The sequence below is a fragment of the Vagococcus sp. 211 genome (genome assembly GCF_056322705.1).
Window position 1 is genome coordinate 794,276 of the sequence record NZ_CM150475.1, and the last position, 12,524, is coordinate 806,799.

Below are 12,524 nucleotides of genomic sequence, written 5' to 3' on the forward strand. Positions count from 1 at the left end.
TAAGCAAACGGGTGCGTTTTTTTCGCGCCCGTTTTTTATTTTTTTAGGACTAGAAGGAGTGGAAGGTTTGGACGTATTTAAAAAATTATCTTGGTTTTTCAAAGAAGAAAAGAAAAACTATATTATTGGGGTAGGAGCTTTAATCCTTGTTGCGATTATTCAGTTACTACCACCAAGGGTCATTGGGATTATCATAGATAATATTGCTGAGGGAACATTAACAAAAGACGTTTTGATCATGTGGATTTCAGTATTAGTTACTTCTGCCATTGTTGTGTATGTCCTACGTTATGTTTGGCGGACACACATTTGGGGAGGAGCAGCTAGATTAGAAAAAAGCATGAGAAAACGTTTGTTCCATCATTTAACTAAAATGGATCAAGTGTTTTACCAAAAATACCGTACGGGAGATTTAATGGCTCATGCAACGAACGATTTAAACGCCATTCAAAACGTTGCCGGTGCAGGGATTTTAACTTTTGCGGATGCCTTTATCACAGGGTTTATAACCATCATTGCTATGATGATATTTGTTGATTGGCGTTTGACATTAATTGCTCTTATTCCATTCCCTTTATTAGCTTTATTATCAAGTAAATTGGGAAACAAACTACATGAAGCATTCAAAGAATCTCAAGCTGCTTTTTCAACGTTAAATGATAAAACACAAGAAACTGTTACAGGAATCAAAGTGATTAAAACATTTGGCCAAGAACAAGAAGAAATACAAGATTTTCAAGACAAAGTAAACGAGTCAATCAAAAAAAGTAACCGTGTTAATTCATTAGATGCATTGTTTGACCCGCTTATTACACTGATTATTGGTATATCTTATGTCATTGCTATATCCCTAGGTGGGTATTTTGTAGTCAATGATGTCATTTCAATCGGTCAGTTGGTTTCTTTCTTCAACTATATAGGGATGTTGGTTTGGCCAATGTTTGCTATTGGACGTTTCTTCAATGTCTTACAACGTGGTAATGCTAGTTACGACAGGGTAGAGAAGTTATTAAATGAAACATCGAGCATTGTAGAGATGACTACAGGTGTATCGACTCCTGCAAAAGGAAATTTATCTTATAAAGTAGATGCTTTTACGTATCATGATGAAGAAGAACCTACCCTTAAAAATATCCATTTTGATATAAAAGAAGGGGATACTCTGGGAATTGTTGGAAAAACAGGAGCAGGGAAAACAAGTATTATCAAGTTACTATTACGGGAATACGACACGTATGACGGACGCATTGAGTACGGTGATTACACTCTTCAGGAGTATACCTTAGATGCTTTACTTCATTCTGTGGGTTATGTTCCTCAAGACCATTTCCTATTTTCTATGACGGTAAGAGACAATATTCGCTTTGGAGCACCCAAAGCAAGTCAAGAAGAAGTAGAGAATATCGCCAGAGAAGCAGCCCTCCATGAAGATATCCTAGGCTTTACTGAGGGATATGATACCATGGTTGGTGAAAGAGGAGTCTCTCTTTCAGGAGGACAAAAACAGCGGATGTCTATTGCAAGAGCCTTGTTGTTACAGCCAGAACTCTTAATATTAGATGATGCGTTATCTGCTGTTGATGCTAAGACAGAAGAAGTTATTCTTACTAATTTAAAAGAAACACGTCAAAATAAAACAACCATCATCAGTACCCATAGATTAAGTAGCGTGAAACATGCGGATGAGATTATTGTAATTGATGATGGAAGAATCATCGAACGCGGAACCCATCAAGAATTAATTGATACTAATGGATGGTACAAAAAAATGTTTGATTATCAACAATTGGAAAATAAAATTGAAGGAGGGACGAGATAATGGAAGAAACAAAGTCAGGCTGGTCTAAGTCCTTCACTGCAAAAGAGCAACGTTCAATTATAAAACGTATGTTAACTTTTGCAAAACCTTTCAAAAAAGAATTCATAGGCTCCTTAATGTTTGCAGTGATTCTTGCCGTAATTAATATTAGTTTACCTAAAATATTACAAACGTTTATGGATAATCATTTGGCAACAAAAGATGCGACAATGTCTGTTATTTTATATTTTGCCGGGTTATATGCCTTAGGTGTTTTGTTCAAGGCAGTGGTATGGTTTGGACAGTGGATTCTTTATTATAGTGGGTCATTAAAGACCTATCAATCCATCAGAGTTCAGTTATTTACTAAATTGCAAACCCTTGGTATGCGTTATTTCGATCAGACTCCAGCGGGATCCATTGTTTCTCGTGTAACGAACGACACAGAAACGCTGTTTGAATTCTGGTTGGTTTTCTTGATGGTTTTATCTGCCATATTTGGGATCATTGCTTCATTTTCAGCGATGTGGTTGATTAATCCACAATTGATGCTCATTTGTCTTATCTTTTTTCCTATTCTATTAGTGATTATTTGGTACTATCAAAAATTTAGTTCCAAAATTTATCGTGGCATGCGTGAAAAATTGAGTCATTTGAATACCAAATTGAATGAATCGATTTCTGGCATGGCAATTGTTCAATATTTTAGACAAGAAGAGCGTTTAGAAGAAGAATTTGAGGAGAACAATCATGACTATTTAGAGTCTAAGTACGCGATGATTAAAACAAACTCTCTGTTATTAGCACCAATTATTAACTTATTGTTTGCTTTAGCAACAGCGCTTATCTTAAGCTTCTTTGGATTTAAATCACTGACTACTCCTTTAGAAGTTGGGTTAATTTATGCGTTTATCTCTTATGTGCAACAATTTTTCAATCCAATGACAAGTATGATGGACTTATTGAGCGTATTTCAAGATGGGATGGTTGCTGGCAGTCGTATCATGACGGTCTTAGATCATGAAGAAGTGGCGCCCCAACAGAATCCTGGAGCAAATGCGACAATTACAGACGCTAAGATTGAATTCCGTGATGTCAGTTTTTCTTATGACGGTCAGCATAACGTCTTAAATCATATTAGTTTTGTGGCAAATCCTGGAGAAACAGTGGCTTTAGTAGGGCATACAGGAAGTGGTAAAAGTTCTATTATTAATGTTCTGATGCGTTTTTACGAATTTTATGAGGGACAAATATTGATTGATGATATAGATATTCGGGATTTTTCTATGGAAGAACTTCGTGAAAAAATGGGACTCGTTCTTCAAGATGCTTTCATGTTTTATGGAGATATCGCTCGAAATATCCGATTACTTAATCATGATATTACGGATCAACAAATTATTGATGCGGCTAAATTTGTTCAAGCTGATAAATTTATTGAGACCCTGCCAGGTCAATACAATGCGAAAGTTATTGAAGGTGGGACAAGTTTTTCAAGTGGACAACGTCAGCTCTTATCTTTTGCTAGAACCATTGTGACTGATCCAAAAATTTTAGTATTGGATGAAGCAACAGCTAACATTGATACTGAAACAGAAACCCTGATTCAAGAAGGACTAAAAAGCATGAGACAAGGTCGTACAACCATTGCGATTGCCCATCGCTTATCAACGATTAAAGATGCTAATCTTATTTTAGTGTTAGAACGGGGACACATCGTTGAGCGTGGTGATCATGAAGCGCTTATTCAACAAGAAGGATTATATTACGATATGTATCGTTTACAAAATAACCAAATTTAACACACAACCTCATCAAGGTATTTCTATTGATGAGGTTTTTTAGTGAGTAAGAGCTAACTATTCAGCTAAATAATGGTATAATCAAATGTATAGTAATTAAAAAATCAAGTATGATGTTGGTTAAATGAATAAGGAGATTGATTATGGCAAAAAAGAAGCAGACGAGAAAGCCGACCAAAAAGGAATTACAACAAAGAGAAAAAGCAACCTACTTTTTAATAGGTGTAACGTTTGTCGTCATCGGTATTGTTGGCGGACTTAAATTAGGATTTTTAGGCTTATTAATGGCCAATGTTTTTAGGATGATAGTAGGAAACACTTACGTCGTGATGGCGATTATGTTAGTACTATATGGCTTATTGCTTGTTTTTATGGGGAAAGACCCTAAATTCAAACGAAAAACCTTGTTAATTGGCATGCTAGTGTTTTATATTAGTTTGTTATTGTTTATTGAAATTGGTTTATTTAAACACATTAGTCGAGATACAAAGATTGTCTCAATGACGTGGTCTAAAATTTATTCTGACATTAAAATTAACCAGGTGACACAATCCGTTGGTGGAGGGATGATTGGTGCGGTTCTTTATAGCATCACTTATTTTTTACTGGCTAAATTCGGTTCTTATGTGATTGCTTTTATTGGTATGACAACAGGTATATTAATGATGGCCAATGTAAAGTTGGATCAAGTGGTCAACTTGGTTCGTCGTATGGGCGGAAAAATAGTTAGTCAATGGAGCACAAAAAAAGAAGATTTAAAAGAGCAACATGAGGAAAAAAAAAAGCAACGATTGATGAATAAAAACGAAAAACTTTCTGAAAATAACGTACGAGAACTCACTCCTGGTGAAAAATTAGCCAAACAACAAGAACCCAAAGAGCCTGAAGGTGAACCTGTACAAGCAACATTAGAGATTGATAGCTATCAAGATAGTTATCATAAGCAACAGCCAAAACCATCAGGGAAAAAGAAAGAGAAAGAAGTAACAGAACCAGAACCACATCTAGAGTTTGAGGTACTGGAAGAAACAGAAAATGTTGATTATTTGTTGCCACAAGTGGACTTACTGAATGAAATCCCCTTAGCGGATCAAAGTCACGAGTATGAACTAGTGGAAAAAAATGTCAAAGTTTTAGAAGAAACCTTTGCAAGTTTTAATGTTGATGCTAAAGTCATTCGTGCTAGCTTAGGCCCATCTGTTACAAAATTTGAAATTCAACCTGCTGTTGGAGTCAAAGTCAGTAAAATCGTCGGATTAACAGACGATTTAGCGTTAGCGTTAGCTGCAAAAGATATCAGGATGGAAGCACCCATTCCAGGAAAGTCTTTGATTGGGATTGAAGTACCTAATCAAACAACCAGTATGGTGTCATTTAGAGACGTTATGGAAGGTCAAGGACAACTGGAGACGGATATTTTAGAAGTACCACTAGGTCGAAGTATTTCAGGGGATATTGTGAGTGCTGATTTAACGAAAATGCCTCACCTACTTATTGCGGGATCAACAGGTAGTGGTAAATCTGTGTGTATTAATGGGATTATTTCAACGATTTTAATGAAAGCTAAACCTCATGAAGTGAAATTGATGATGATTGACCCCAAAATGGTTGAGTTGAATGTCTATAATGGTATTCCACATCTATTAACACCTGTCGTAACAAATCCAAGAAAAGCGGCTCAAGCATTGCAAAAAGTGGTGGAAGAGATGGAGAGACGTTACGAACTTTTCGCAGGTTTTGGTGTGCGTAACATGAATGGTTATAATGACATGGTTCGTAAGAACAATGCTGAAACAGGAGAAGCAAAATCAGTGTTACCTTATGTTGTTGTTATTGTAGATGAGTTAGCGGATTTAATGATGGTGGCAAGTAATGAAGTAGAAGATGCGATTATTCGGCTAGCGCAGATGGCACGTGCTGCTGGGATTCACATGATTCTTGCAACCCAACGACCAAGTGTGGATGTTATTACAGGCATTATTAAAGCCAACGTCCCTTCTAGAATTGCCTTTGCTGTATCTAGTGGGATTGATTCTAGAACAATTATTGATGGCAATGGGGCTGAAAAGCTACTAGGTCGAGGAGATATGTTATTTGTTCCGATGGGTGAAAATAAACCAATCCGTATTCAAGGCGCCTTTATTTCAGATCAAGAAGTTGAAAATCTTGTGGATTTTGTGATGTCCCAACAAGAAGCTGATTATCAAGAGCATATGATGCCAACAGACGAATCCTTAGATAAAAGTAGTGGCACTGAATCTCAAGACGAATATTATGAAGAGGCTAAAGCCTTGATTGTCGAGATGCAAACAGCTAGTATCTCCTTGTTACAGCGTCGATTTAGAGTAGGATATAACCGTGCGGCACGATTAATTGATGAATTAGAAGCGAACGGTGTGATTGGTGCCTCAGAAGGTAGTAAGCCGCGAAAAGTTCTAATAACATCACTAGAAACAGAAACATTTATGGATGAAGAATAATAAGGAAGCACTGCTAGAGCGTTAAAAAGTCTAGTAGTGTTTTTTTGATACAAATAGTTAAAATAAGGAAAGAAGGATGTCATATGTTAGAAAGTGTTTACTTGAAGTCGATTGCAGCGTCAGATGTGAAAGACTTATGGGAGGTTAGTTATGGACCTAAGGCAGACCTTAAATGGATGGCTTTAAATGGACCGTATTTTGAGGATCCGATTATACCTTGGGAAGATTTTTCTAATGGGTTGGGTAAAAATATAACAGACCATCCCATGATTAAAATGATTATGGTTGGGAAGAGAATTGCGGGGCTCGTGACAGGACATTTTGAAGATGGGGAACTGAAGCAGTGGTTAGATATGGGCGTGTTGATTTATGATGAACAGCTGTGGGGGAAAGGTATCGGTAGTATTGCTTTGACTCAATGGATGGATGAGTTATTTAACCTTTTCCCGTACTTACCTCATTTAGGGTTTACAACATGGTCTGGAAATCCAGGCATGCAGAAAGTGGGAGAAAAATGTGGAATGCAAAAAGAAGGGGTTATTAGACAAGTCAGGTATTGGCAAGGGGAATACTATGATTCTGTAAAATATGGTATCTTGAGGACAGAGTATGAAGAGAGAAAACATCAAAAAAAAGAAAGCTAGAGTCATCTCTAGCTTTCTTTTTTAATTAAACGTTCCCTGTAGGAAAGTTGTTTCATTGTAATTGACACTTTGGCGCAATTGATTCGCCATGTTTTGATTAATTTTTCCTTGTTCTAATAATGTTTGAACAACATTGCGTTCTTCATCTAATATTTTTAAGAAATAATCTTGGTATTGCAGTTGATACTCTTCTTGATGTTTTAGTTGGTATAGCTTGATTCGGTTAATTTTCCCTTGATACTCTAAGATGATTTGGCTTAAAATATTTTTCTTTAAAATTAAATGAGAATCATTTGGATCAAGTTCTCGTTGTACTTTTAGTAGGGCTTGAATAGCACAACTCGCACTAGCCGTTTCTAATTTAACCACTTCAATATCGTTCCTATTTTCAGGATGATGCTTTTGTTTGATAAAAGCTCTAACAAGTAATTGCTTGGTTTGTTTTTTAGCACGATAGAAGGACTGTTTTACAACGATAGTAATGTTGGAAGAATGAGCTTTCTTTTTGTATTTTAGCATTTGCAAATACCGTTTTGTCACGCTCTTAGAGAAAGGTTCTTTTGCAGTTAAGGCAATAATTCCTTCATACTCAGCATTAACAGCAATCGAGCGATATTCTACTTCTAAGTCGTGGTAATACTTATTTGAGGTAGTGTCATCATTTAGATAAAGGAAACGCAATTGTTTGTCTAAATCTTTCAATAAGGCATTAAGAATGAGTTTGTTATCTTCCGTCATCTCTGTCATTTCAGCTTTTAAATACTTGATGGCTTGTTTTGTCATCAATTTACGGGCTTCAATTTCAGTTAAATCTGAAATTAAACGTTGCTCTTCTAACTCACTACCAAAAAAGGCGTCGTCTCCAGTTAACACGAGGCGTTTTTTCTCTTTAGTAAGAATTGGTAAAGTAACCACAGCAACTAGAAGGCTCGTTAGAATGACCCCACTAGCTAAGAAGATGATTAAGTAACGTTCTCTAAATAGTTCCCCATTAGGTAGAAAGAAGGGAATAGATAGTACCATCGCCATAGTTACAGCACCACGAACCCCAGTTAACCCTGTTAATAGAGCTGTTGCGAAACGAGGTTTACTATTAGTGATATCGCTTGTTTTGAAATAATTCATCCACATATAACCATAAGACCAGAAAGTTCTAATGGTCAGTAAGACTAACCAAATACCAATAACATAAAGAATTAAAATCCAATTATTAATGGCTGGGTTAATGATTGCTGCTCTCATTGAGAAGGGTAAGGTAGCACCTAACATAACGAAAACTACCCCGTTAAGTAGGTAAATGATAATATCCCACATTTTGGTTGTCACAAGTTTGATTTCTGATAACGGTCCTCTATACAATGAATCTTGTTGCATTGAGATAACGCCACCGACCACAACGGCAATCACGCCAGATGCGTGGAACATTTCTGCCACGATAAAGATGACAAAGGGAGTAATAACTTGTAGTGATGTATGAAGAATAACATCCTGAATGCCTTGGTGTAATAATGTTCGTTGGCAGAAGTAAATGATTTTGGAAATTAAAATTCCAACAATAATTCCAACAACTGACATATAAAGAAAATCTAACGTTGCGTGTTGCAATGAAAATTGACCTGTCAAGAATGCTGCTAGAGCATATTTAAAAGCAATAAGCCCACTAGCGTCGTTAATGAGGCTTTCTCCGTTAATAAGGCTTAGGAGTCGTTTGGGTAACTTGACTTGCTCTGCAATCCCTTGAACGGCTACAGGGTCTGTTGGAGACAAGACCGCAGCTAAGGCAAAGGATAAAGGAAGAGAAATTTCTGCCACGAATTGATTGATTAGTAATCCTCCTGCAACGGTTGTTAGGAGAACCAACCATATCGCGTTAGCAAAGATAGGGGCTCTCAGTTCCCACAAATCTTTTTTTGGAAAGTGTTGCGCATCATTGTATAGAAGAGGAGCAACAAAAAGTAACATAAACCAATCCGTTTCAAGTTCCACGTTTAGTTTTAAAACGATTGCTGCAATAACGCCAATAGCAATTTCGATTAAGGCTGTTGGAATGGACACTAAATAATGACTTAAAACGTTTGAAAAAATAACGAGTATTACGAGTAAAATGATTGCTTCTAGTAACGCCATATATAACCTCCACAAATTTATTCTACTTAATTATAACAAAAATATAGCAAAAACCTACCCTATTTTATTATTTCTTACACAAATTTTTAGTATCTTACAAAAATGTTCGTTCCTTGTTAGGTGCATAAATGTTAAAAAAGACCGATTAGAGGTATGATGACTTCAATGATAAATAACCGAAAGAGGGAAAATAGATGTTAACAATAAATAACGTAACCAAAACATATGGAGAAAAAAATCAATTTCAAGCCTTGAAAGGTATTAGCTTTTCGGTTCAAGATGGCGAATTTGTAGGAATCATGGGGCCTTCAGGAAGTGGAAAATCAACGTTACTCAATCTAATCGGGACAATTGACCAACCAACATCAGGAAGTGTAACCATTGATGAGTATGAACCAGCGAAACTTAATCAAGAGGAGTTAGCAAAGTTTAGGCGAAATCAATTAGGATTTGTCTTTCAAAACTTTAATTTGATGCCAACCTTAACTGTAGAAGAAAACATTGTTTTACCTTTAACGTTAGATGGTGAAAAGGTCAGTGTGATGAAAAAGAAATTATTTGATGTTGCTATAAGGCTAGGGATAGAGAGCCTACTAAAAAAAAGAATCGCGACAATTTCTGGTGGGCAAGCGCAACGTGTTGCTATTGCCAGAGCCATGATTCATGAACCTAAATTATTATTAGCCGATGAGCCTACAGGAAATTTAGATACAAAATCATCTAAAGATGTGATGGGATTATTATCTAGCTTAAACCAAGAGCAAGAATCAAGTATCTTGATGGTAACCCACGATGCATTTGCAGCTAGTTACTGTGAACGTATTATTTTTATTAAAGATGGTGAATTGGTTCGAGAAATCAATAAAACAGGAGATCGACTTTCTTTTTATGATGTGATTCTGGAAAACTTGAGAGAGTTAGAAGGTGTGGAATAATGAGATTTAAAGAATTTGTATTTAAAAACACGTTAAGAAATAAAAACCTATATTTAGCTTACTTTCTAAGCACTCTATCAACCGTTATGTCATTTTTTGCATTTGCTGTGTTTGCTTTTCACCCTAATTTGAGTTCAGGTTTGCATTCGGCAGTTAGAACTGGACTTATGACAGCAGCTGTGATTATTTATTTGTTCTCTTTTTTCTATGTGTTATATTCTATGGATATTTTCTTACAATCTAGAAAAAAAGAATTTGGTTTGTTATTAATTCAAGGAATGTCACCCAAACAATTAAGAAAAATGGTATTCCAAGAGAATTCAATCATTGGTTTCTTAGCAACGATATCGGGTATTATTATTGGCTTTTTCTTTTCCCAAGGCTTGTTATGGGTTAGTAAAGTAACGATGAGGGTCGACTTACCTAGTTATTTACCAATAAAGGCGGCAGTTGTGACCGTTCTGTCATTCATGGTGTTATTTTTACTTATCTCAGTTTTTATTCAATTTAAAATTCCTAAAATGGATGTCCAAACATTATTAAAAAGCAATGATTTAGGAAAAGGAGACGTAAAAGTTTCTAAAATAAAAGCGATCTTGGCTGTTGTTCTTGTTGGCGGTGGTTATGCTGTTGCTTTAACAGTGACAGGGGTACAGGTTGTGATGGCTATGGTACCTGTCATCATTATGGTTATTTTAGGAACCAACTTTTTATTCAATCAGTTGAGTGTGCTAGTGGTTCACCGTTTACAAAAAAACGAAACCCTGTTTTGGAAAAAAACAAACATGCTTGTTTTCTCTGATTTAGGCTTTAGAATGAAAGACAATGCTCGGTCATTCTTCTTGGTAGCAGTTATTACTACCGTTGCTTTTTCAGCGATTGGCTCCTTGGTAGGCTTTAAAGAAATGAGTTTAAAAGGTGTAAATAGTAACCCCTATGATTTTTATGTGATGACTAATATGGATGAGAAAGAAAACTCAGATAAGTTAGTTCAAGATGTCACCCAATCACTGGAAGAACATGACATTAAGAGTTCAAAAGTGATTATTAACAGCGTTAACTATGCGAGTGATGAGGATCAAGTGTCTGGTATCTTTATTAGAGAGTCTAATTATAATGAGGTAGCTACTTTACTTGGCGAAGCAACACTGGACACTAAACAAACTGTCTATGCCTTGGATGAAGTGAGCCGTTTTCAAGAAATAGGTCCCACAAAAGAAGTGCCTAAAACATTAACCATTGAAGGACAAGATACGATTAATGTGGTAGATACCCAGGTTCAAAAGGCAGTCATTTCTACTTTTGGCAATGTGTTTGTCGTGTCAGATACTCTCTATGAAGCCGTGGCATCTAAGGGTGCGCCAGAAGAGACAACGGCTTGGTTAGTAGACAAAGGAAGTTTCGACGATCAAGCTAAGGTAGGCGAAGCATTCAAGGAAAATTATTTATTACAAAGCAAAGCTTATACGACTAAAATGATCACAGAGGCTTTTGCCCCTGTTCTGTTTATCGGCTTTTTCATTGGTTTGATTTTCTTTATTTCAGCTGGTAGCTTTTTATACTTTAGATTGTATAGTGATATGGATGTAGATAAAGAGAAATTTAACATGGTCCATAAACTTGGCTTTAGCCGTAAAGAGATGAAGAAGGTTGTTTACCAACAAGTGGGTATTTTATTCTTTACTCCCGTTATCGTATCATCTATACACGGTATTGTGGCATTGAAAGCTATGTACTCATTGTTTGGTCAACCGCTACAAATGACGGCATTTGTTGTATTAGGAACTTTCTTAGCAGTCCAATTAGTGTATTATCTTATTGCAAGAGTACTGTATTTCAATAAATTATATCGATTGATTACAGAATAATAGGAAAAGAAAAAAACTGGGAGAGCATCTCCCAGTTTTTTTTATGGTGTCATAATGGTATCGATAGCGCTGATTGTTGCATAACGGAACCCATTTTTTTCCATCGCAGTGATGCCTTTAATGGTTGTCCCTCCAGGTGAGGTAACACCATCCTTTAATTCACCTGGATGTTTTCCGGTTTCTAGTAAAAGATTAGCGGCACTACTCACCATGGATGCTGCGACGTGGTAAGCCATGTCTCTATCCATTCCGTGGAGAACAGCACCATCAGCCAAAGCTTCCATAAAGACGTCAACAAAGGCAGGCCCACAACCAGCAAGCGTACCAAATATCCCTAATTGATCTTCATCAATCGTCACAGATTCACCCAATAAACCAAGTGTTTCAGTGAGGACATTTGTTGCACTATCAGTCATGCCAGGAGCTAAGGAAACCCCTGTAATCCCTTGGTTAATCTGAACTGGAGTATTAGGGATAGCTTTAGCTAACGGATAGCTTTCCCCAGTGATAGCTAACATTTCCTCTAGGCTCACACCTGCAGAAACGGAAACGATAGGAATGTGATCCTGGTCCCCAAGACATGTGTAGAGCTCTGTCAATACAGGAAGGATTAATTTTGTGTTAACCGCCAAGTAAATAATGTCACTTTCAAGCATGTCTTCGTAGGAATCGATTAAAGAGAACATCAATTCTTCTTGTAGCTTACTTGCCGTCCCTTTTTTGCCCCCTTTAACTAAGATATCTTGAGGTGAGATGGCATTGGAGCGTACCCACCCTTTAATCATAGCGCCTCCCATATGGCCAGCACCAATAATACTAATTTTCATTTGACAGCTCTCCTTTTTGTACATCTTTCTTTTTTATTATAAA

General features: G+C 36.6%; 8 protein-coding genes. 6 read left to right on the top strand and 2 right to left on the bottom strand.

The features are described 5' to 3' along the window. Positions 1-67: 67 nt before the first annotated feature. The 4 genes from ACVWM0_RS03985 (at position 68) to ACVWM0_RS04000 (ending at position 6,724) form a co-directional block, all read left to right on the top strand. A complete protein-coding gene (locus tag ACVWM0_RS03985; RefSeq protein ID WP_476473336.1) occupies positions 68-1,819 on the top strand; it encodes an ABC transporter ATP-binding protein in 1,752 nt (583 codons plus the stop codon). Further along, complete coding sequence (locus ACVWM0_RS03990) at positions 1,819-3,600, top strand: ABC transporter ATP-binding protein (RefSeq protein ID WP_476473337.1); 1,782 nt, start codon at positions 1,819-1,821, stop codon at positions 3,598-3,600. Before ACVWM0_RS03985 ends, ACVWM0_RS03990 begins: the two co-directional genes overlap by 1 nt. A gap of 143 nt (positions 3,601-3,743) precedes the next feature. Further along, positions 3,744-6,080, top strand: coding sequence for a DNA translocase FtsK (locus ACVWM0_RS03995; RefSeq protein ID WP_476473338.1), 2,337 nt, complete (start codon positions 3,744-3,746; stop codon positions 6,078-6,080). A gap of 83 nt (positions 6,081-6,163) precedes the next feature. Then, a complete protein-coding gene (locus tag ACVWM0_RS04000; RefSeq protein WP_476473339.1) occupies positions 6,164-6,724 on the top strand; it encodes a GNAT family N-acetyltransferase in 561 nt (186 codons plus the stop codon). A 21-nt stretch (positions 6,725-6,745) separates the two neighbouring features. Here ACVWM0_RS04000 and ACVWM0_RS04005 read toward each other — a convergent pair whose 3' ends face one another. Further along, a complete protein-coding gene (locus ACVWM0_RS04005) occupies positions 6,746-8,851 on the bottom strand; it encodes a Na+/H+ antiporter (protein ID WP_476473340.1) in 2,106 nt (701 codons plus the stop codon). 194 nt (positions 8,852-9,045) lie between these two features. Here ACVWM0_RS04005 and ACVWM0_RS04010 point away from each other — a divergent pair, with 194 nt between their 5' ends. Further along, on the top strand, positions 9,046-9,786 hold the full coding sequence (locus ACVWM0_RS04010; protein ID WP_476473341.1) for an ABC transporter ATP-binding protein: 741 nt from the start codon (positions 9,046-9,048) through the stop codon (positions 9,784-9,786). Beyond that, the gene (locus ACVWM0_RS04015) at positions 9,786-11,654 is read left to right on the top strand and encodes an ABC transporter permease (RefSeq protein WP_476473342.1); all 1,869 of its coding nucleotides are present in this window, start codon (positions 9,786-9,788) and stop codon (positions 11,652-11,654) included. Before ACVWM0_RS04010 ends, ACVWM0_RS04015 begins: the two co-directional genes overlap by 1 nt. Before the next feature lie 41 nt (positions 11,655-11,695). Here the strand turns inward: ACVWM0_RS04015 and proC are convergent, their stop codons facing one another. Continuing rightward, complete coding sequence (gene proC / locus ACVWM0_RS04020) at positions 11,696-12,481, bottom strand: pyrroline-5-carboxylate reductase (protein ID WP_476473343.1); 786 nt, start codon at positions 12,479-12,481, stop codon at positions 11,696-11,698. Positions 12,482-12,524 lie beyond the last annotated feature (43 nt).

Coding starts and splice junctions, on each gene's coding strand:
- ACVWM0_RS03990 (WP_476473337.1), top strand. CDS start 1,819: ATGGAAGAAACAAAGTCAGGCTGGTCTAAGTCCTTCACTGCAAAAGAG.
- ACVWM0_RS03995 (WP_476473338.1), top strand. CDS start 3,744: ATGGCAAAAAAGAAGCAGACGAGAAAGCCGACCAAAAAGGAATTACAA.
- ACVWM0_RS04000 (WP_476473339.1), top strand. CDS start 6,164: ATGTTAGAAAGTGTTTACTTGAAGTCGATTGCAGCGTCAGATGTGAAA.
- ACVWM0_RS04005 (WP_476473340.1), bottom strand. CDS start 8,851: ATGGCGTTACTAGAAGCAATCATTTTACTCGTAATACTCGTTATTTTT.
- ACVWM0_RS04010 (WP_476473341.1), top strand. CDS start 9,046: ATGTTAACAATAAATAACGTAACCAAAACATATGGAGAAAAAAATCAA.
- ACVWM0_RS04015 (WP_476473342.1), top strand. CDS start 9,786: ATGAGATTTAAAGAATTTGTATTTAAAAACACGTTAAGAAATAAAAAC.
- proC (WP_476473343.1), bottom strand. CDS start 12,481: ATGAAAATTAGTATTATTGGTGCTGGCCATATGGGAGGCGCTATGATT.